This is a genomic window from Cupriavidus necator (assembly GCF_040578825.1).
Classification (GTDB): Bacteria; Pseudomonadota; Gammaproteobacteria; order Burkholderiales; family Burkholderiaceae; genus Cupriavidus; species Cupriavidus necator_E.
In genome coordinates, this window is sequence record NZ_JBEFLI010000038.1 from 1 (window position 1) to 19,148 (window position 19,148).

The following is a 19,148-nucleotide window of genomic DNA, read 5'->3' on the forward strand; positions in this document are numbered from 1 at the left end:
CCCCCCCCCCCCCCCCCCCCCCCCCCCCCCCCCCCCCCCCCCCCCCCCCCCCCCCCCCCCCCCCCCCCCCCCCCCCCCCCCCCCCCCCCCCCCCCCGGGGGGGGGGGGGCCCCCCCCCCCCCCCCCCCCCCCACACTGTCCTGCCATCAGGCCCCTGCTTGCGCATGATGGCCTGCGTGCCGCTGGTCATCTCGATCTCCGCCACCTGGTGGCCGCGCTGCTGCAGCGCCTGCACCAGCCCCGGCGACACCAGCCCCTTCTCCACCTCGGTCGGCCCGTTGCGGCTGCCGAAGTTGCCCATGCCGATGGCCGCCTGCACGTCCATGTTCCAGTCGAGCATGCCGACCAGCGTCTTGGACACGTACTCGATGATCTGCGACCCGCCTGGCGACCCCACCGTGGCGACGAGCTGGCCGGTCTGGCGGTCGAACACCAGCGTCGGCGCCATCGACGAGCGCGGGCGCTTGCCCGGCTGCACGCGGTTGGCCACCGGCTTGCCGTTCTCGCTCGGCACGAAGGAGAAGTCGGTGAGCTGGTTGTTGAGCATAAAGCCGCGCACCATCAGATGCGAACCGAAGTACGACTCGATGGTGGTGGTCATCGAGATCGCGCCGCCGCGGTCATCGACGGCGACGATCTGCGAAGTGGAGATGCGCGGCGGCGAGCGATCCGGCGCATAGGCCATTGCGGTGCCCGGCGGCACGCCCGGCTGCGCCTTGCCGATGCTCTTGTCGCCGATCAGCTCGGCGCGCGAGGCCAGGTAGGACGGGCTGACCAGGCCAGCGACGTTGACCGGCACGAAGTCGGCATCGGCCACGTACAGGCCGCGGTCGGCATAGGCCAGGCGGTCGGCTTCCGAGATCGCGTGGACGGCATCGGGGTTGGCTTCCATCACCGCCGGCGTGTTCACGCCCTGCGGCTTCAGCGCCGCCAGCGCGTACCTGGGATTCTTCGTCTCCAGCGCCTGCAGCGTGCCAAGGATCTGGGCGATGGCGATGCCGCCTGACGACGGCGGCGGCATGCCGCAGATCTTCCAGCGCTTGTAGTCGGTGCAGACTGGCTCGCGCTCCTTGGCCCGGTATCCATTCAGGTCCGCCAGCGACAGCGAGCCGGCGTTGTTGCCGCCGTTCACCTTGGCGACGATATCGCGCGCGATCGGGCCGCTGTACAGCACGCCGGCGCCGTGCCGGGCGATATCGCGCAGCGTCTGCGCCAGCTTCGGGTTCTTCAGCACAGTGCCGGCCGGCTTGGGCTTGCCCTGTGCATCGAGGAAGTATTCAGCCATCTCGGGCGAGTTCGCCATGAACTTGTCGGCAGCCACCTGCGTGTACAGCCGCTGCGAGATCGGGAAGCCCTTCTCCGCCAGGGCGATGGCCGGCTCGAACAGCTTTGCCCACGGCAGCCGGCCATGCTGGCGGTGTGCCATTTCCAGCGCGCGCATCACGCCCGGCGTGCCGACCGAACGGCCACCGATCTGCGCCTCGCTGAATTCCATCGGCTTGCCGTCGGGCCGCAGGAACAGGTTTTCCGTGGCGCCCGCCGGGGCGGTCTCGCGGCCGTCGAAGGCCTGCACGCGCTTGCCGTCCCAGTACATGATGAAGGCGCCGCCGCCGATGCCGGTGGCCTGGGGTTCGACCAGCGTCAGTACGGCCTGCATGGCGATGGCGGCATCGATGGCCGAACCGCCCTGGCGCAGGATGGTGCGTCCTGCCTCGGTCGCGAGCGGATTGGCGGCGGCCGCCATATGGCGCTGCGCATAGACCGTCGACATGCCGGGGCGGTAGCCGGAAGCGACTTCCGGGGCCGGCGGCAGGGTGGCCGCGGGCGTTGTTGCTGCCGGCGCGGCCGGCGTGGCGGGTGTCGCGGCCGGCGCGGCAGGCGCCGCGGTCCCTCCGCCCTGCGTAGCACAAGCACCGAGCAGCGCGGCCAGCGCAAGGGCCAGCGCGCCACGCCACACCGTCGAAGAAGAGTCCAGGTGAGCCATGCGATATCTCCGGGAGGAAGGATCAGGGGGATTGTAGTGGCGATCGGCGCATCCGGGGAGCGGCAAAGTCTGAATCGCTGCACATCGCGCTGGCCTGCCCGTGGCGGCGGAAAAAATCTCGCCGCACTTAACCCCGGCCGCCCGCCTGCCCCGTTTCATCGACAGGCCGTCATGCCGGCGTCCCGCCCGGCGGCCCCCAAGGAGAACAACATGCAACTTCGCGCACCGGTCGTTTCCACCGTTGGCGCCGCCGTACTGGTGCTGGCACTGTCGGGCTGCGGCGGCCACTCGCCGTCGCTTTCGCAGGATGCTTTGCAGCCCGTGCCGCCGGCCCAGAGCCAGGTCCAGAGCCCGGCCCAGGCCGGGGTGCCGCGACCGCCGCCGGCAGCATCGCCCGCACCGTCACCGGCCTACGCGCCGTCGACCAAGGCAACCGATGCCGCCCCCGCGGCCGAAATGCATGCGCGCGCCGCCATGCTGCCGCGGCCTTACTACCTGCCGCCGCCCCAGCCGGCAGACCGCGAGCGCTACGGCGCCATCGACGAGAACGGCGTGAGGCTGGTGGCGCAGGCGCCGGTGTCCACCTTCAGCATCGACGTGGATACCGGCAGCTACAGCAATATGCGCCGGCTGCTCAATGCCGGGCGCGTGCCGCCGGCCGATGCGGTGCGCGTCGAAGAGCTGCTGAACTACTTCCCGTATGACTACGCGCCGCCCACCGACGGCCGCCCGTTCGCCGTGCATACCGCGCTGGCGCCCGCACCGTGGCATCCCGCCAATGTGCTGCTGCGCATCGGCATCCAGGGCAAGGACATGGCCGGTGGCGCGCTGCCCGCTGCAAACCTCGTGTTTTTGGTCGACGTCTCCGGCTCGATGGATTCACCCGACAAGCTGCCGCTGCTGAAGTCCTCGCTGAAGCTGCTGGTCAACAAGCTGCGCCCGCAGGACCGCATCACGCTGGTCACCTACGCCAGCGGCACGCGCGTCGCGCTGGCGCCCACGCCGGGCAGCGACAAGGCCGCCATCAGCGCGGCCATCGATCAGCTCGTGGCGGGCGGCAGCACCGCCGGCGCCAGCGGCATCGCGCTGGCCTACCAGGCCGCGCAGCAGAGCTTTATCGCCGGCGGCATCAACCGCGTGCTGCTCGCCACCGACGGCGACTTCAACGTGGGCGTGACGGACTTCCGGCAACTGAAGAGCATGATCGAGGAGAAGCGCAAGTCGGGCGTCTCGCTGTCCACGCTCGGCTTCGGCACCGGCAACTACAACGAGCAGCTGATGGAGCAGCTCGCCGATGCCGGCGATGGCGCCTACTCGTATATCGACAACCTGATGGAAGGCAACAAGGTGCTGGTCAGCGAAATGCGTTCGACGCTGGCCACCATCGCGCGCGATGTGAAGATCCAGGTGGAATTCAACCCGGCCACGGTGAAGGAGTACCGGCTGATCGGCTACGAAAACCGCATGCTGGCGCGCGAGGACTTCAACAACGACAAGGTCGATGCCGGCGATATCGGCGCGGGCCATACCGTCACGGCGCTGTACGAGCTGACGCTGGCCGGCCAGCCGGGCCTGGTCGATCCGCTGCGCTACCAGCAGGCCGCGCCGTCACCCGGGCGCGATGGCGAGCTGGCGCACGTCAAGCTGCGCTACAAGCGGCCCGCGGCGAGCGCGAGCGAGCTGATGGATGTCACCGTTGCACGGCAGGCCATCCGGCCGCTGGCGCAAGGCGATGACGATTTCCGCTTCGCGGCGGCGGTGGCGGGCTTCGGCCAGGTGCTGCGCGGCGGCAAGTTCACCGGCGCCTGGCGTTATGACGATGCGCGCGCGCTGGCGCAGGGCGCGCGCGGCGCGGACCGTTTCGGCTATCGCGGTGAATTCCTGAAGCTCGTGGACCTGGCACAGAGCCTGGCGACGTCCACGCCGGTCGGCCGCACCGACAGCGGCCAGGCAGAGCGTGCTGCGCGCTGACATGTCCTCGCGCCGTGGCGCGGCGCAAGCCGGCGCAAGCGACTGTCGCGCCGGCTTGCGCTCTCCTATACTCGGGCGCATGCAGGCAACCGATCCCGTCCCTCCCCGTCCCGCATCCGCCGATGCGCTGGCCGCCCTGCCCGACCAGGACCTGATGCTGCTGGTGGCCGGCGGCATCATCGAGCAGCCCGTCACCGAACTGTTCCGCCGCCACAATGCCGGCCTCTACAACTACGTGGCGTGGCTGTGCCAGGGCAATCGCGGCGAAGCCGAAGACATCGCGCAGAAGACCTGGGTCAAGCTGATGACCCGCTGCGGCGACTACCAGCCCACCGCGGCGTTCCGCACCTTCCTGTTCCAGATCGCGCGCAATACGTGGCTCGACCAGCTGCGCAGCGCCGACGCGCGCCAGCGCGAGACGATGGATGACGAGCCACTGGAAGTGCCCGGCGACGACCTGTCGCCCGAAGCCGAACTGCAGTTGCGCCAGCACACGCACCACGTGCACCAGGCCCTGCTGCAACTGCCGGTGGCGCAGCGTGAAGTCGTGGTGCTGCGCTTCTTCAGCGAGATGAGCGTCGAGGATATCGCGCTGATGCTGGGCGAGAAATTCGAGACGGTGAAGAGCCGGCTGCGCTATGCCTTTGCGCGCCTGCGCGGCGAGCTGGCCGGCAGCGTGCCGGGATCGCGGGAGACGCGGCCGTGAGCGCGGCGGACCGGTTTATCGATGGCGAGGACCGGCTGTCGGCGCTGCTGAAGAGCCTGCCCGCCTACGCGCCCTCCGCCGCGCTGGAAGCGTCAGTGCGGGAAGCCGCGCGCGCGGCGCAGCAGGAAGCCGATCGCGTCCGGGCCGGCGCGGCGCCGCTGCCCTTCCCGGCTCCGCCGACGCTTGCAGCCGCGGTGTTGGAGGAAGCCGCGCGCGTGCAGGCGGCACAGGCGGCGCGGCGCGATGCGCTGCTCGGGCGCGTTGCGGCAGGCGGCGAGGCAGCGGATGTACTCGGCGCACCGGTCAGCGAAGCAACGCGCGACTGGCTTGCCGCCGAAGCGCGGGCCAATGTGGCCGCGCAGAAAGAAGCGCAGTCACGCACTTTCCGCGCAGTCCGTGCGCGCCAGTGGTGGCGTTCGCTAGGACTGGCCGCCAGCGTTGCCGCGGTGGCCGGGCTGACGACCAGCATCGTGCTGCGGCAGATCGACGACGGCGCGCTGGTGCCGTCGACAACCCGCGAGATGTCCGCACCGGCACAGTCACCGGCTGCGGATATCGCGGTCGCGCCTGCCCCGGAACCCGCGCCGGAGGCTGCGACCGCAGCCCCATCAAACCCCGCACCACCGGCAGCAAAAACCGCCCCGCCCCCGCGCCGCGAAGAACAGCGTGCCACCGCGAACGAAGACAAGCGCAGCCGCGCGCCGGTCGAGCGCAGCGCACCGCGCGAACCCGCCACGGACAGCAAGCCCGCGGCGCAAGCCGGCGAAAGCCTGTCGGCCCAGGCGCCGGCGATTGTCGCAGCACCACCCGCCATGCCCGCGCCGCCGATGCCTGCCTACTCGGCCATGGCGGACGCCGCGCCGCCAGCCGCTGCTCCGGCCCCGCCACCACCCACTGCGCCTGCCCCGCAGGCCAACGTCGCCCGCAAGGCCGCACCGCTGGCGGCCGCGCGCGCGCCGGTCTCAACCGCCGCATCCGTTGCGCAGGCCATGACCGTGTCGATACAGGACGACCCCGCCGCCACCGCGGCGCGGCTGGGCACACTGACGCCGCTCGGGCTGTGGGCAGCCGAGCCGGACAATACGGAAATCAGGGAATGGGCGGAACGGCTCTGGCAGTCGATGCCAGCGGGACAGCGCCCGCCGGTGCCATATGCCGTGCAGGCCGACCGCACGCTGGCGCCGGGCCAGGTGCGCATCGACCTGCAGCCCCACGCACCGCGCTGAGCGGCACGCAGGGTCAGCGCTGCGTGATCAGCGCGTGGTGAACGACCAGCTCAGGTCGACCGGCTGCGAACCCAGCCGGCCGGTCACGCGCACGTTGTAGCGCTGCCCGCTGGCCAGCGGCGCCACCGGCGTGCAGATCGCCAGGCCGCGCGCCGCGCTCGACAGACCCGACGAGCGGCTGTCGACCTTGAGGCAGTTGACGTTGTTGCCCTGCGCATCGGTGATGGCGAAGTTGTCGGCATCGAACTGCAGCGAGGTATTGATCGCCTGCAGCGACACCGGGTAGCCCATGGTCTTGCCCTCGTAGCCCGGCGCCGGGTTGGGGCTTTCCGAGTTGACCCAGCTTGCCGGCACGTCGGCCTGGCCGTTGAACGGGTAGGCCACCATCTGGTTGTCGCTGCCCCCCTTGGCGGAGTCGGCCAGGTCGATGGTCTGGTAGTAGCTGGCCGCGGTGCCGCTGCCGTTCGGGCCCACGCTTTCGGCAAAGCCGCTGCCGGCCGAGCCGTAGCTGCCGAGCAGCGCGGCGCGGTGGAACGGCGCGTTGATCAGGTCGGAGACCAGCGCGTCCTTCGGCGACATCGACAGCTGCGCATTCGCGACCGAGGTCCAGCGGTTGGCGCCGGCCACCACTTCGGCGGTGGCATTGGTGGGGTATGCGGCCTGGATGCGGTCGTTCGGCGTGGCGCCGGTGTAGCCGGGGCGGCCGCTGGTTTCGTCGTGCGTCAGCGTGGCGTTGGCCAGCATGTAACCGGTGTGGTTCTGCGCCACGGTATTGAGCGCATCGCGCATGGCCAGCGGCGGCAGGCCGACCTGCTCGCGGCGGTAGTTGGCATAGCACAGGCCGGCGGTGCGCGGCTCCTCCAGCACGCGGTAGTTGCTGACGGCATTGCCACGTGCCGGCAGCAGCGTCACGCCGGTGCCCGCGGCGGGCGCCGGTGCCGTGCCGCTGACGGTATAGCAAGCGCCCGCAGTGGTTGGCGTGGAGGAGGTCGAGCCGGTCTGGCTGCCGGATGGCGCAGTGGTGCCGGCCTGCGTCGACCCTTGCGCCGTGCCACCCGAGGTGCCACCCGAAGTGCCGGCATCCCCGCCATCGCCACCGCCGCCACAGGCGGCCAGCGCCAGCGCGGCCGCCGCGCAGAGAGTGGTCAGGGCGAGCGTGGTGCGCCGCGCGCGTCGCGGCAGGGTCTGTTGGCTATCAGCAAGCAAGCGTGTCCCGGTCATCGGTCTGGATCGTCGTGGTCATCGGAGGAAGGAGACTGCCCGGAGGATCCGCAGGCGCGGACAAGCCGGCGCGACCAGCTGCGCGGACGCCGTGCGGAACGGCGTGCGCGGCAAGTGCGCCCGGGGCAGAAAGACCGGACGATGGTATTGGCGTGAACCGGGAGGGTCTAGCCTGCGAACAATTGCTTACGTGTGACCCGCGCGTGCTTCACGAAGTGTCCGAACAGGCGGCGCGGCGTCCGCATGGCGCCCATGCTGTGCGATCCGTGCGACACTCAGCTCGCGTTCGCCACCTCGGAAGTGGTGCCGCCCAGTGACGCCATCACCGCCATCAGCTGCTCGCGCAGCCAGCGGTTGGCGCCATCGTTCTCGCCACCGGCATGCCAGTACAGATGCAGTTCGAGCGACGGCACCTTGAACGGCAGCGACAGCAGCCGGTTGGCATAGGGCTCGTTGGCGATGCGCGCATAGCGCAGCGGCAGCGTGGCGATCAGGTCCGTGCAGCTCACCACCCGGCACGCGGCGGCATAGTGCTGGCAGCGCAGCCGCACGCGCCGTGTCAGGCCCATGCGGTGCAGCGCCTGGTCTTCCAGCCCGGCGCCACGGCGGCGCGACGACACGTGCACATGCTCGGCGGCCAGGTAGCGCTCCAGCGTCAATTCCTTCTTGACCAGCGGATGGTCGCGGCGCGCCAGTACCACCATCGGGTCGTCCATGAACGGCGCGTGGTGGATGGCGGGCGACACCGGCAGCAGGATGTCGAGGGCGGCGTCGATGGTGCCGGCCAGCAGCTCCGATTCCATCTCGCGGCGGTCGAAGCGGATCGCGGCGATCTCCACGTGCGGCGCCATCGCGGTCACGCGTGCCATCAGCGGCGGCAGCAGCGTGGATTCCAGCGCGTCGCGCATGCCGATGGTGAAGCGCCGCACCGTGTTGGTGGGGTCGAAGTGCGGCGTATCCTGCAACGTGCGCGCGAACGACTGCAGCGCGGTGCGCACCTCGGCCGCCAGCGAGCGCGCCAGCGGCGTGGGCGCCATGCCCTGCCCGCGGCGCTCGAACAGCGGGTCGTCAAACAGCGTGCGCAGCCGCCCCAGCGCATGGCTCACGGCGGGCTGGGTCAGGTTGAGCTGGCGCGCGGCCGCGGTGATGCTGCCTTCGCTGTAGATGGCGTCGAACACCACGAAGAGATTCAGGTCGATGCGGGAGAGCTGCATGGCGTCGATTCTGGCATGGAATGCAGGGAATTGATACTGGCAAATCCAGTAAATTCATTTTTCTTATTATCAGCTTTCAGATAGAGTGCATTGCATCGGCCCCTGCCGCACTGATGCCGAGGCAATAAGGCGCCGCCGCCACACCCGGCGTCCACTGATTCGTAGCGAGGAGACCACATGGATTTCGAGTACACCCCGAAGGTCAAGGAAATGCGGGCCAGGCTGCTGGCCTTCTTCGACCAGCACATCTACCCGAACGAAAAGCGTTTCGCGGAGGAAATCGACGCCAACCGCCGCGCGGGCAACGCCTGGGTGCCGACCAGGGTGATCGAGGAACTGAAGCCGCTGGCGCGCGAAGCCGGGCTGTGGAACCTCTTCCTGCCGCGCTCGCCGCGTGCGCCGCAGGGCCTGTCGAACCTGGAATACGCCACGCTGTGCGAAATCATGGGCCGGGTGCCCTGGTCGGCCGAGGTGTTCAACTGCGCCGCGCCCGACACCGGCAACATGGAAACGCTGGAGCGCTACGCGTTGGAAGAACTGAAGGACCAGTGGCTCGAGCCGCTGCTGGCGGGCGAGATCCGCTCGGCCTTCCTGATGACCGAACCCGCCGTGGCCTCGTCGGACGCGACCAATATCGAATGCCGCATCGAGCGCGACGGCGACCACTACGTGATCAACGGCACCAAGTGGTGGTCGTCGGGCGCGGGCGATCCGCGCTGCAAGGTCTATATCGTGATGGGCAAGACCAACCCGGACGCCGGCCGCCATGAGCAGCAGTCGATGATCGTGGTGCCGGCCGATACCCCGGGCATCACCATCAAGCGCTTCCTGCCGGTGTTCGGCTACGACGACGCGCCGCACGGCCACATGGAGATCGAGCTGAAGAACGTGCGCGTGCCGGCCTCGAACATCCTGCTGGGCGAAGGCCGCGGCTTCGAGATCGCGCAGGGCCGCCTCGGCCCGGGCCGCATCCACCATTGCATGCGCAGCATCGGCGTGGCCGAGCGCGCGCTGGAGTTGCTGTGCAAGCGCGCGCTGTCGCGGGTGGCCTTCGGCAAGCCGGTTTCCAGCCAGGGCGTGACCCAGGAGCGCATCGCCGAAGCCCGCTGCGAGATCGAGATGGCGCGCCTGCTGACGCTCAAGGCCGCGTACATGATGGACACCGTGGGCAACAAGGTGGCCAAGGCCGAGATCGCGATGATCAAGGTGATCGCCCCGAACGTGGCGCTGAAGGTCATCGACTGGGCCATCCAGGTCCACGGCGCCGCCGGCGTGTCGAGCGACTTCCCGCTGGCCAGCTGGTGGGCGCACCAGCGCACGCTGCGCCTGGCCGACGGCCCGGACGAGGTGCACCGCAACGCCATCGCCAAGCTGGAGCTGGCCAAGCACATGAACGTGAACCCGGACGGCATCAAGATGCCGGTGGCACGCGGTTTCTGACCGCCAGGCCATGCCGGACAGGCCCAGCCCCTGCCGGCAGTGTGGAAAACGCGCAGCCTGTCTGCGCGTTTTTTTCTTCTGTGCTTAAATCGCCCGGTTCGCCACGTCAGTGGTTGATGTGGCCACTTAGATCGCAGCCAGGAGACCTTTTGCGATGATCGACGTCTACACCTGGGCAACGCCCAACGGCCACAAAGTCCACATCATGCTGGAAGAATGCGGCCTGGAGTACAAGGTCCACCCGATCAACATCGGCGCCGGCGACCAGTTCGGCGAAGACTTCCTGAAAATCAGCCCGAACAACAAGATCCCCGCGATCGTCGATCCCGATGGCCCCGACGGCAAGCCGATCTCGCTGTTCGAATCGGGCGCCATCCTGCTGTACCTGGCCGGCAAGACCGGCAAGTTCCTGCCCGAGGATGTGCGCGGCAAGTACGAGGCGCTGCAGTGGCTGATGTTCCAGATGGGCGGCGTCGGCCCGATGCTGGGCCAGGCGCACCACTTCCGCATCTACGCGCCCGAGAAGATCGAATACGCGGTCAACCGCTACACCAACGAAGCCAGGCGCCTGTACGGGGTGATCGACACGCAGCTGTCAAAGCATGCCTACCTCGCCGGCGACGAATACACCATCGCCGACATCGCCACCTTCCCGTGGCTGCGCAGCTGGCAGAACCAGGGGGTGGATCTGGACGAGTACCCCGACCTGAAGCGCTGGTTCAACGAGATCGCCGAGCGTCCCGCGGTCAAGCGCGGCGTGGAAGTATTGGCCAGCGCGCGCAAGGCGCTGCAGGACGACAAGGCGCGCGAGGTGCTGTTCGGCGCCACGCAGTACAAGCGGCACTGAAACGGCCGGGGCCTGGCCCCGGCTGCGCTCCCTCGCCTTGCTGCCACGCCTTCAGGCTGCCACCAGCGCGGGACGGGCAGCGGCGCACCCGTCCGTGCGCCACGCGCCGTGGCCCCGATGGCCCGGCACCATGTCGTCGGCCGGCCCGAAGCAGCACAGCAGTCCGGTCCCCGGCAACACCACGTCCAGCCGGCATGATTCATCCGGGTCCGGCGCATAGATCGCGCCGGGCTGCAGGAATGCCACGTCGACACCGGCACGCGCGCGCGCGTCATGCCAATGCAGGCCCACCGCGCCGCGGTAGCACAGCGCCCAGCGCAGCCCGCGCGCCTGCAGCCGCTGGGCCCAGTCGTCGATGCGCTGGTCGAGCTGGATGAACTCCGGCTGCAAGCAGGCCCCCTCCGCCCTGCCCGTCCCCACGGCCTCTTCCGCGCCGACCGCGGCAATGCTGCCCAGCGCGCAGTGCCGCGCGCCCGCCGGCAGCGACACCCCGCACGCGGCATCGTCGTGCTGCTGCGGCACCGCGCGTACCAGGATGCTATCGACCATCGCGCGCACCTGCATCGTCACGCCGGGTGCCGGCGCGAACAGTTCGCCGCCGCCCATCAGCAGGCTGTCATGGCCGGGCGCCGACAAGCGCAGGCCGCCACGCAGGCAACCCCACCATTCATGGCGATCCGCCGCAAAGGCGTGCTGCGTTTCGCCGGCGCAGAGGAAAACGTAGTCGCAGGTATCGCCGACGCCCGCCGAGGCCGGCAGCACGCGCGACTGGAATCCGAGAGTGAGATCGGCCGACGTGCGGCGGCCGGCATGGAGGGCGCGCATCCGCGCCTCGAACAGCGTGAAGATCTGCATGGCAATCCCCCTTGCAGGGCGACAGGACGCATCCATCCTGTCGGCGCAGCGCCACGCCGCGCACGCATGACAGCGTGCGCGCAGCACTGCGCTGTGGCCCGTTTGGCACGGCCATGCAGGCCGTCCGGTTCATGCCATCGTGCCGCGCCATGTTGACTGGCGCATCCCTTATTCCGCGGATCAGGCACCGATAGTGAGGGGGAGAATAAGTTGTCGTGGCCTCAAGGTCAAACCCTTAGCCTCAGACCACTCCGAACCATTCACTACCCCATGACTTCTCGACATCTCAGACTTTTCGGATTGCATCTTGCCTGGCTGCGCAAGCAGCGCGGCTGGTCCCAGGAAACCCTGTCGCTCGAAAGCGGTCTGGCGCGCTCATACCTGAGCGGCATCGAAGGGGGCAAGCGCAACGTGGCGCTGATCAATATCTGCACACTGGCCGAAACCCTTGCCGTGCCGCCCTCCGAGATGCTGGACTTCTGCCGCCACGACGCCAGCCAGCTGGAGGTGGCACAGCCGCGCATGCCGTTCGGCAACCGGCAGCAGGCGGCGATCGAGGCCACCGTGCGCCATATGGCCGAACTGAGCGAGCCCGAGCTGAACGTGGTGGCGGCGGTGGCGCGGGCGCTGGCGGGCAAAGGCAGCTTCCGGCCACCGGTAAGCTACGTCAGGCAACCGGCCGCGAAGGGCGGCGGCGACGACACCGAGCGCTAGACGCCCAGCATGCCCTGCCGTTCGATAAAGCGGATCACTTCGTCCAGGCCCTGCCCGGACTTGACGCTGCCCATCACGAACGGCCGGGCCCCGCGCATCTTGCGCGCATCGCTCTCCATCACCTCGAGCGAGGCACCGACATAAGGCGCCAGGTCGGTCTTGTTGATCACCAGCAGGTCGGACTTGGTAATGCCGGGGCCGCCTTTTCTCGGAATCTTCTCACCACCGGCGACGTCGATCACATAGATCGTCAAATCAGAAAGTTCTGGGCTGAAAGTCGCAGCGAGGTTATCGCCGCCGGACTCGATAAAGATCACGTCGGCATCCGGAAACTTCGCCAGCATGCGGTCGACGGCTTCCAGGTTGATCGACGCATCCTCGCGGATCGCGGTGTGCGGGCAGCCGCCGGTTTCCACGCCCATGATGCGCTCGGCCGGCAGCGCACCGGAGATCGTCAGCAGGCGCTGGTCCTCCTTGGTGTAGATGTCATTGGTGATGGCAACCAGGTCATAGCGGTCGCGCATCGCCTTGCACAGCATCTCGAGCAGCGTAGTCTTGCCGGAGCCAACCGGGCCGCCGACGCCGACGCGCAGCGGAGGGTTCTTCTTGGTACGGGCCTGGGTCATGGTGCGATGTGGATTCAGGATCGGAACAGCCGGGAATACTGCGTTTCGTGGCGTGCGGACAGCAGGCCCAGCATCGGGGAAAAGGTTGAGAGTTGTGGCGGCGTGGCGTCGGCGCGGCGTACGGCTTCCTCTACGGTATCGAGCACTGCCGGGTGCAGGCGTCGGAGCATGTGCTGCCCTGCCACCTGGCCCAGCGGCACCGCCTTGATCGCGGCGGCCACCTGATTCTCGGCCCAATTGAAGCAATAGGCGGCAAGGCCGTCGCGCGCAGCGACCTGCAGCGCCACGCAGGCCGCGGTGAACGCCGTCGGCAGGCAGACCGGCGACAGCGCCGCCAGCGCGTCGCGCAACGCCGGCGTGCCCCACTCCATCTGCGCAATCAGCTTTGCCAGCGACCAGCCCATCTGCTCGGTCTCCAGCCGCAGCTCGGAGGTCTCGCGCGTGGCGTGGAACCAGTCGTTCCATGCGCTTACCTGCGCGATGTCGCTGGCAAGCCAGTGGCGATGCAACAGCAGCCACAGCGGGGCTTCGCATTGGGCCTGTACATGCAGCAGGTTGTCGCGGATCCAGCGCTCGGCGGTTGGCGCGTCATGCAGGCTGCCGCTATCGATGGCGGCCTCAAGCCCTTGGGAATAGCTGAAGCCGCCGATGGGGAGGGCTGGGGAGGCCAGGTGGAGAAGGGAGATGAGTTGGGGGAGATGGGTCATGGTTGGACCGCTCCTTTGGCGTCTGGCTCGCTATCTACGTGGCCGAGATACAACACAAATTGACGGATGTGTTCCAGGACTGCATCAGTTTGCACCAATACGTCGTGATTCCAAAACCGCAGCACATGGAATCCTTCGGACCGAAACCAGTCGTCGCGCTGAAGGTCTGCTGCTTCGGCATGCTGGCCACTATCGGCCTCGATGACGAGCTTCAGCGCCTTGCAGACGAACTCCGCAACAAAGGAGCCCATCTGGCATTGCCGTTTGAATTTCAAACCGAGAAATCGGTGGGCGCGCAAGTGAATCCCCCTCCTCCGCCAGCTCAAACCCCTTCAATGCTTATGCCCACAACCCTCACCATGCACATGATCCGCTTCATCATGGTCATGCGAGTGCGCATGACCATGATGCTCATGAAACACCGCCTGCGCCGCCGCATAGTCCTCAGCGAACGTAGCATCATGCCCATGCTTGTGCCCGCCACCATAAGCCCCCGCCTCCGGCTCGAACGGCAACTCGGCGCGTTCAGCTCGCACACCGAGCCGCTGCAGCATGTCCGCCAGCACGGGGTCATATTCCAGCCGCAAGTAATCCCGCCCGATCTCCACCGGCGTATGCCGATTGCCAAGGTGATAAGCCGCCCGCATCAGCGCATGCGCATCATCGGCCCTCACTTCCAGCACACTCTCGGCCGCTGCCCGCACTTCAACGAAGCTGCCATCCTCCGCCACCAGCAAATCGCCCCCACGCAGCACGGTGCCCCGCGGCAGGAACAGCGCCACTTCCTCGCCGCTATCAAGCACCGCCCGCAGCCGGCTCTTGCTACGTTCAGCAAAGGGCAGCACCAGCTTGGGAGCACGCCGCACCAGCACCGGCGCAATGCCGTGCGGGGCGCTCAGGAGTTTGTCGATCTTCAGCATGTCAGAACAGGAAATAGCGCTGCGCCATAGGCAGCTCGGTGGCAGGCTCGCAGGTCAGCAACTGGCCATCGGCAACCACCTGATACGTCTCAGGATCCACCGTGACATGCGGCTGCCAGTCATTGTGCACCATGTCCCGCTTGCTGACCGTGCGCGTGCCGCGCACCGCCGACAGCGTCTTGGCGAGCCCATAGCGCTCGCCGATGCCCCCCGCCAGCGCCGCCTGCGAAACAAACGTCAGCGACGACCGATGCAGGGCCCCACCCGCCGATGCAAACATCGGCCGATAGTGCACCGGCTGCGGCGTCGGGATCGACGCATTGGGATCGCCCATCGCCGCCGCGGCAATCATGCCGCCCTTCAGGATCAAACTCGGCTTCACACCAAAGAACGCCGGCCGCCACAACACCAGGTCGGCCCATTTGCCGACTTCCACGGAGCCCACCTCATGCGCAATGCCATGGGTCAGCGCCGGATTGATCGTGTACTTGGCGACATAGCGCTTGACGCGGAAGTTGTCGTGCCCGCCACGCGCATCGTTGGGATCGCCCGGCAGCTTGCCGCGCTGCAGTGCCATCTTGTGCGCGGTCTGCCAGGTGCGGATGATGACCTCGCCCACGCGCCCCATTGCCTGCGAATCGCTGGAGATCATCGAGAACGCGCCCAGGTCGTGCAGGATGTCCTCGGCGGCGATGGTTTCGCGGCGGATGCGGCTTTCGGCGAAGGCGATGTCCTCGGCAATCGACGGATCGAGGTGGTGGCACACCATCAGCATGTCGAGGTGCTCGTCCAGCGTATTGACCGTGTACGGACGCGTGGGGTTGGTCGACGACGGCAGCACGTTGGCCTCGCCGCACACCTTGATGATGTCCGGGGCATGGCCGCCGCCGGCGCCTTCGGTGTGGTACGTATGGATGGTGCGGCCCTTGAACGCGGCGATGGTCGTCTCGACAAATCCGGCCTCGTTCAGCGTATCGGTGTGGATCGCCACCTGCGTGTCGGTCGCGTCCGCCACCGACAGACAGGTATCGATCGCCGCCGGCGTGGTGCCCCAGTCCTCATGCAGCTTCAGCCCGATCGCGCCCGCTTCCACCTGCTCCAGGATCGGCCCGTGCTGGCTGGCGTTGCCCTTGCCCAGCAATCCGATATTCATCGGGTAGGCATCGGCGGCCTGCAGCATGCGCTCCATGTACCACGGCCCCGGCGTTACCGTGGTGGCGAAGGTGCCGGTGGCCGGTCCGGTGCCGCCGCCGATCATGGTGGTGACGCCGCTCATCAGCGCCTCTTCGATCTGCTGCGGGCAGATGAAGTGGATATGGCTGTCGATGCCGCCGGCGGTGACGATCATGCCCTCGCCCGCGATCACCTCGGTGCCCGGCCCGACCACGATGGTCACACCCGGCTGGATATCGGGATTGCCGGCCTTGCCGATCGCTGCGATGCGCCCGTGCTTCAGCCCGATATCGGCCTTGACGATGCCCCAGTGGTCAACGATCAGCGCATTGGTGATGACGGTGTCGACGCAGTCCTTCGCCATGCGCTGGCTCTGCCCCATGCCGTCGCGGATCACCTTGCCGCCGCCGAACTTTACTTCCTCGCCGTAGATGGTGAAGTCCTTCTCCACTTCGATGATGAGCCCGGTATCGGCCAGGCGCACGCGATCGCCGGTGGTCGGGCCAAACATCTCGGCATAGGCCTGCCTGGAGATCTTTGCCATCACAGCGCTCCCATGATCTTGCCGTTGAAGCCGTAGACGATGCGGTCGCCGTCAAGTGCCACCAGTTCGACGGTACGGGTCTGGCCGGGCTCGAAGCGCACTGCGGTGCCCGCTGCGATATTCAGCCGGAAGCCGCGCGCGGCCTCGCGGTCGAAGGCCAGCGCGGTATTGGTCTCGTAGAAATGGAAGTGCGAGCCGACCTGGATCGGCCGGTCGCCGGTATTGGCCACCGTCACGCTGACCGTGGCGCGGCCAACGTTCAGTTCGATCTCGCCGTCGGCGGGCATCAGTTCACCGGGGATCATGGCAGTCCTCCTCAGGCAACCAGCAGGCCGGCGCCGTACAGCGCCACGCCGGCGCCTGCCAGGCGCGCCAGCCAGCCGGCGCGACGGCGCAGCAGCGTGCCGGCGCCGATACCCAGCAGATGCAGCGCCATGGTGGCGACGGCAAAGCCGCCCACGTAGGCCAGCATCGCTGGCAGCGCGCCCGCGGTGGCCGGCAGTTCGGCGCCATGCGCATAGCCGTGGAATACGGCGAAGCCGCTGACCAGCAGCGTGCCGGCCCAGGCCGGCAGCTTCGCGCGCAGCGCCACCAGCAGGCCGATTACCAGCAGCGAGGCAGCGATCATCGGCTCCACGGCAGGCAACGCCATACCCGACAGTCCTAGCGCAGCGCCCACCAGCATCAGCGCGACGAACGCCAGCGGCAGCCGCAGCGTGTCGGACGCCGAGCGCGCGATCAGTGCGCTCCACACCCCCACCGCCGCCATCGCCAGCAGGTGGTCGGCCCCGGTGAACGGGTGTGCCAGGCCAGCCCACAGGCTGGCGCTGACGGTGGCGGCGTCATGGCCGGGGTGCGCCAGCGCGGCGCTGGCGGCAACGGTCAGGGTAGTGCCCAGCGCTAGGCGCAGGTAGGAAGTGCGAGTCATGGTCGGTTCTCGATTGGGTCTTGTTGTCGGGATCGGCGATGCGGCAAAACTTGTTCAGACGATGGGATGATGAACGGTGACCAGCTTGGTCCCGTCGGGGAACGTCGCTTCCACCTGGATCTCGGGGATCATCTCGGCCACGCCGTCCATCACGTCATCGCGGCTCAGCACGGTGGTGCCCTCGTGCATCAGCTCGGCCACGGTGCGGCCGTCGCGCGCGCCTTCCATGATGGCGGCGGTGATCAGCGCCACCGCCTCGGGGTAATTGAGCTTCAGCCCGCGGGCCTTGCGCCGTTCGGCCAGCAGCGCGGCGGTGAAGATCAGCAGCTTGTCTTTCTCTCGCGGCGTCAGTTCCATCTTGTGTTCCTTGTTCTACGGATGTTTTCGCTTACGTTGCCCACAGGCGCAGCGGCCGTGCGGCCACACCGTGAATCGGCTCGCGCAGCAACTGCCAGCTATCGACCATGACGTGGCGCACGGCTTCCATCTGCCGGCCGAGCACGCGCAACAGCAGCATCGACTGCCCGTTGGCTGCAAGGCAGGTCACACCTGCGCGCACATCTGGCGTATAGGGCAGCCGCTCGGCCAGCACTTCGGCCAGTTCCTGCGTGGCGCCCTCGCCCACCGCCCACAGCGTGCCCAGCACGTTCAGGCCATCAAGTCCCACCACCGCGGTGCGCAGTGGCGATGCCGCGTCGACATGCGATTGTTCGATCCACAGCGCACGCTCGCCGGCGCCGATGCGGGTGTCGAGCCACAACGCGCCGCGGGCCCACTGCTCGCCCGAGGCCTGCCGCCCCAGCACCACCGCATCCCAGCCGATCGCGCTGCCGCCCGGCGCCACATCTAACACGGTCGAGATGCGCGCACGCGCATCGTCGAACACGATGTTCTCCTGCGGCAGCCAGTCCAGCCGCGCGCCTGGCCCCACGGTGAGCCGCACATGCTGCGCCGCCTCGCGTCCGAGCGACTTGTACCACTTGCTAGCGCCCGGCGTGGCCAGCACCGCATGCGCGTCCGCCTCCACCGTCACGTCGATGTCGAGGCTGTCGCCGCCGGCCACACCTGCGGGCGGATGCAGGATCACCGCATGGCAGATCCCGCCCTCCGGATACAGCGGCTTCTGCACCAGCAGCGGCCCCTGGTGGCGGCGCTCGGCCAGCACGGTGCGTTCGCCGCGTTGCGCGAAGCGCAGCCGCAGCGTGGCCTGCCATGCGCCGGGCACGGCGACGGACGAAAGGAAATCGGGATGACGCATGGCGAGGAAGAGCCGGCGGCGGGGACGCGCGATGGCGGGGGTTGCAGGCAATCATAACGCGCTGCCCGCCTGTGCGGAAGCGGCGCGAAGCCGACAAACCCGGCCCTGCGGCGCGCCCGCGCTACACGGCGATCAGCTCCCGCACGCCGTCCTGCTCCATGCTGGCGCCCGCACCCCGCGCCACCACTTCGCCGCGGCTCATCACCACATAGTGGTCGGCAATATGGCGGGCGAACTCGTAGTACTGCTCGACCAGCAATACCGTCATGCCGAACTCGTCCACCAGCAGCCGCAGCGCGCGGCCGATGTCCTGGATGATCGAAGGCTGGATGCCTTCGGTCGGCTCGTCCAGGATCAGCAGTCCCGGCTCGCTCATCAGCGCGCGGCCGATCGCCAGTTGCTGCTGCTGGCCGCCGGACAGGTCGCCGCCGCGGCGATGGCGCATGGTGCGCAGTACCGGGAACAACTGGTAGATCCGGTCCGGCACGCCCGCGGGCCGCGCCCGGCTGGCGGCGCCGATCAGCAGGTTCTCTTCGACAGTCAGCCGCGGGAAGATCTCGCGCCCCTGCGGCACATAAGCCAGCCCGGCCGAGACGCGCTCGTACGGCGGCTTCTTCTCCAGCGCCTTGCCGTCCCAGTGGATGCTGCCGCTGCGCGTCGGCACCACGCCCATCAGGCATTTGAGCAAGGTGCTCTTGCCCACGCCGTTGCGGCCCAGCAGCGTGGTCAGCTTGCCGGCGGGCACGTCGAAGCTGACATTGCGCAGGATATGGCTGCCGCCGTAATACTGGTTCAGTGCATTGACCTGCAGCAT

Annotated in this window: 20 protein-coding genes; 6 read left to right on the plus strand and 14 right to left on the minus strand. The window is 68.3% G+C overall.

The window, feature by feature from the left end; all coding sequences use genetic code 11:
* On the minus strand, positions 1-1,984 hold a 1,984-nt coding region (ggt, locus tag AB1I47_RS19050), incomplete at its 3' end, for a gamma-glutamyltransferase (protein WP_354685302.1).
* 210 nt (positions 1,985-2,194) lie between these two features.
* On the opposite strand from ggt, the gene AB1I47_RS19055 reads away from it, so the two are divergent.
* From AB1I47_RS19055 to AB1I47_RS19065, 3 genes are all read left to right on the plus strand, one after another.
* Positions 2,195-3,955 (plus strand): vWA domain-containing protein, encoded by a 1,761-nt coding sequence (locus AB1I47_RS19055; RefSeq protein WP_354685303.1) that lies wholly within the window; start codon positions 2,195-2,197, stop codon positions 3,953-3,955.
* 79 nt (positions 3,956-4,034) lie between these two features.
* Positions 4,035-4,661 carry an RNA polymerase sigma factor gene (locus tag AB1I47_RS19060; RefSeq protein WP_354685304.1) on the plus strand — a complete coding sequence of 209 codons (627 nt, stop codon included), beginning with the start codon at positions 4,035-4,037 and terminating at the stop codon, positions 4,659-4,661.
* Positions 4,658-5,887, plus strand: coding sequence for a hypothetical protein (locus tag AB1I47_RS19065; RefSeq protein WP_354685305.1), 1,230 nt, complete (start codon positions 4,658-4,660; stop codon positions 5,885-5,887). The genes AB1I47_RS19060 and AB1I47_RS19065 overlap by 4 nt, the downstream gene beginning before the upstream one ends.
* A gap of 27 nt (positions 5,888-5,914) precedes the next feature.
* Here AB1I47_RS19065 and AB1I47_RS19070 read toward each other — a convergent pair whose 3' ends face one another.
* Both AB1I47_RS19070 and AB1I47_RS19075 read right to left on the minus strand, forming a co-directional pair.
* Entirely contained in the window at positions 5,915-7,108 is a 1,194-nt protein-coding gene (locus tag AB1I47_RS19070) for a CAP domain-containing protein (RefSeq protein ID WP_354685306.1), read from the minus strand.
* A gap of 275 nt (positions 7,109-7,383) precedes the next feature.
* On the minus strand, positions 7,384-8,322 hold the full coding sequence (locus AB1I47_RS19075) for a LysR family transcriptional regulator (protein ID WP_354685307.1): 939 nt from the start codon (positions 8,320-8,322) through the stop codon (positions 7,384-7,386).
* Positions 8,323-8,499: 177 nt separating this feature from the next.
* On the opposite strand from AB1I47_RS19075, the gene AB1I47_RS19080 reads away from it, so the two are divergent.
* Positions 8,500-9,762, plus strand: a complete 1,263-nt coding sequence (locus tag AB1I47_RS19080; RefSeq protein ID WP_354685308.1) for an acyl-CoA dehydrogenase family protein — start codon at positions 8,500-8,502, stop codon at positions 9,760-9,762.
* Positions 9,763-9,916: 154 nt separating this feature from the next.
* On the plus strand, positions 9,917-10,609 hold the full coding sequence (locus tag AB1I47_RS19085; protein WP_354685309.1) for a glutathione binding-like protein: 693 nt from the start codon (positions 9,917-9,919) through the stop codon (positions 10,607-10,609).
* 51 nt (positions 10,610-10,660) lie between these two features.
* On the opposite strand, the gene AB1I47_RS19090 is transcribed toward AB1I47_RS19085, so the two are convergent.
* Entirely contained in the window at positions 10,661-11,464 is an 804-nt protein-coding gene (locus tag AB1I47_RS19090) for a hypothetical protein (RefSeq protein WP_354685310.1), read from the minus strand.
* Positions 11,465-11,734: 270 nt separating this feature from the next.
* Between AB1I47_RS19090 and AB1I47_RS19095 the strand changes: the two genes are divergently transcribed.
* Positions 11,735-12,178, plus strand: coding sequence for a helix-turn-helix domain-containing protein (locus AB1I47_RS19095; RefSeq protein WP_354685311.1), 444 nt, complete (start codon positions 11,735-11,737; stop codon positions 12,176-12,178).
* On the opposite strand, the gene ureG is transcribed toward AB1I47_RS19095, so the two are convergent.
* From ureG to urtE, 10 genes are all read right to left on the minus strand, one after another.
* Positions 12,175-12,804, minus strand: a complete 630-nt coding sequence (gene ureG / locus AB1I47_RS19100; protein ID WP_354685312.1) for an urease accessory protein UreG — start codon at positions 12,802-12,804, stop codon at positions 12,175-12,177. The two genes, AB1I47_RS19095 and ureG, sit on opposite strands and share 4 nt — an antisense overlap.
* 14 nt (positions 12,805-12,818) lie before the next feature.
* Positions 12,819-13,511 carry an urease accessory protein UreF gene (locus tag AB1I47_RS19105; protein ID WP_354685313.1) on the minus strand — a complete coding sequence of 231 codons (693 nt, stop codon included), beginning with the start codon at positions 13,509-13,511 and terminating at the stop codon, positions 12,819-12,821.
* Complete coding sequence (locus AB1I47_RS19110) at positions 13,508-13,810, minus strand: endonuclease domain-containing protein (RefSeq protein WP_354685314.1); 303 nt, start codon at positions 13,808-13,810, stop codon at positions 13,508-13,510. Before AB1I47_RS19110 ends, AB1I47_RS19105 begins: the two co-directional genes overlap by 4 nt.
* Positions 13,811-13,843: 33 nt before the next feature.
* Complete coding sequence (ureE, locus tag AB1I47_RS19115; RefSeq protein WP_354685315.1) at positions 13,844-14,431, minus strand: urease accessory protein UreE; 588 nt, start codon at positions 14,429-14,431, stop codon at positions 13,844-13,846.
* 1 nt (position 14,432) lies between these two features.
* Entirely contained in the window at positions 14,433-16,151 is a 1,719-nt protein-coding gene (gene ureC, locus AB1I47_RS19120; protein WP_354685316.1) for an urease subunit alpha, read from the minus strand.
* Positions 16,148-16,453 carry an urease subunit beta gene (locus tag AB1I47_RS19125; protein ID WP_354685317.1) on the minus strand — a complete coding sequence of 102 codons (306 nt, stop codon included), beginning with the start codon at positions 16,451-16,453 and terminating at the stop codon, positions 16,148-16,150. Before AB1I47_RS19125 ends, ureC begins: the two co-directional genes overlap by 4 nt.
* Before the next feature lie 11 nt (positions 16,454-16,464).
* The gene (locus tag AB1I47_RS19130) at positions 16,465-17,076 is read right to left on the minus strand and encodes a HupE/UreJ family protein (RefSeq protein WP_354685318.1); all 612 of its coding nucleotides are present in this window, start codon (positions 17,074-17,076) and stop codon (positions 16,465-16,467) included.
* 54 nt (positions 17,077-17,130) lie between these two features.
* Positions 17,131-17,433 carry an urease subunit gamma gene (locus AB1I47_RS19135; RefSeq protein WP_022534090.1) on the minus strand — a complete coding sequence of 101 codons (303 nt, stop codon included), beginning with the start codon at positions 17,431-17,433 and terminating at the stop codon, positions 17,131-17,133.
* A gap of 31 nt (positions 17,434-17,464) precedes the next feature.
* Positions 17,465-18,334 carry an urease accessory protein UreD gene (locus AB1I47_RS19140; RefSeq protein ID WP_354685319.1) on the minus strand — a complete coding sequence of 290 codons (870 nt, stop codon included), beginning with the start codon at positions 18,332-18,334 and terminating at the stop codon, positions 17,465-17,467.
* A gap of 121 nt (positions 18,335-18,455) precedes the next feature.
* Positions 18,456-19,148, minus strand: a complete 693-nt coding sequence (gene urtE / locus AB1I47_RS19145) for an urea ABC transporter ATP-binding subunit UrtE (RefSeq protein WP_354685320.1) — start codon at positions 19,146-19,148, stop codon at positions 18,456-18,458.

Coding starts and splice junctions, on each gene's coding strand:
- AB1I47_RS19140 (WP_354685319.1), bottom strand. CDS start 18,334: ATGCGTCATCCCGATTTCCTTTCGTCCGTCGCCGTGCCCGGCGCATGG.
- ureE (WP_354685315.1), bottom strand. CDS start 14,431: ATGCTGAAGATCGACAAACTCCTGAGCGCCCCGCACGGCATTGCGCCG.
- AB1I47_RS19090 (WP_354685310.1), bottom strand. CDS start 11,464: ATGCAGATCTTCACGCTGTTCGAGGCGCGGATGCGCGCCCTCCATGCC.
- AB1I47_RS19130 (WP_354685318.1), bottom strand. CDS start 17,076: ATGACTCGCACTTCCTACCTGCGCCTAGCGCTGGGCACTACCCTGACC.
- AB1I47_RS19070 (WP_354685306.1), bottom strand. CDS start 7,108: ATGACCGGGACACGCTTGCTTGCTGATAGCCAACAGACCCTGCCGCGA.
- AB1I47_RS19080 (WP_354685308.1), top strand. CDS start 8,500: ATGGATTTCGAGTACACCCCGAAGGTCAAGGAAATGCGGGCCAGGCTG.
- urtE (WP_354685320.1), bottom strand. CDS start 19,148: ATGCTGCAGGTCAATGCACTGAACCAGTATTACGGCGGCAGCCATATC.
- ureG (WP_354685312.1), bottom strand. CDS start 12,804: ATGACCCAGGCCCGTACCAAGAAGAACCCTCCGCTGCGCGTCGGCGTC.
- AB1I47_RS19085 (WP_354685309.1), top strand. CDS start 9,917: ATGATCGACGTCTACACCTGGGCAACGCCCAACGGCCACAAAGTCCAC.
- AB1I47_RS19095 (WP_354685311.1), top strand. CDS start 11,735: ATGACTTCTCGACATCTCAGACTTTTCGGATTGCATCTTGCCTGGCTG.
- AB1I47_RS19055 (WP_354685303.1), top strand. CDS start 2,195: ATGCAACTTCGCGCACCGGTCGTTTCCACCGTTGGCGCCGCCGTACTG.
- AB1I47_RS19135 (WP_022534090.1), bottom strand. CDS start 17,433: ATGGAACTGACGCCGCGAGAGAAAGACAAGCTGCTGATCTTCACCGCC.
- AB1I47_RS19105 (WP_354685313.1), bottom strand. CDS start 13,511: ATGACCCATCTCCCCCAACTCATCTCCCTTCTCCACCTGGCCTCCCCA.
- AB1I47_RS19060 (WP_354685304.1), top strand. CDS start 4,035: ATGCAGGCAACCGATCCCGTCCCTCCCCGTCCCGCATCCGCCGATGCG.
- AB1I47_RS19125 (WP_354685317.1), bottom strand. CDS start 16,453: ATGATCCCCGGTGAACTGATGCCCGCCGACGGCGAGATCGAACTGAAC.
- AB1I47_RS19075 (WP_354685307.1), bottom strand. CDS start 8,322: ATGCAGCTCTCCCGCATCGACCTGAATCTCTTCGTGGTGTTCGACGCC.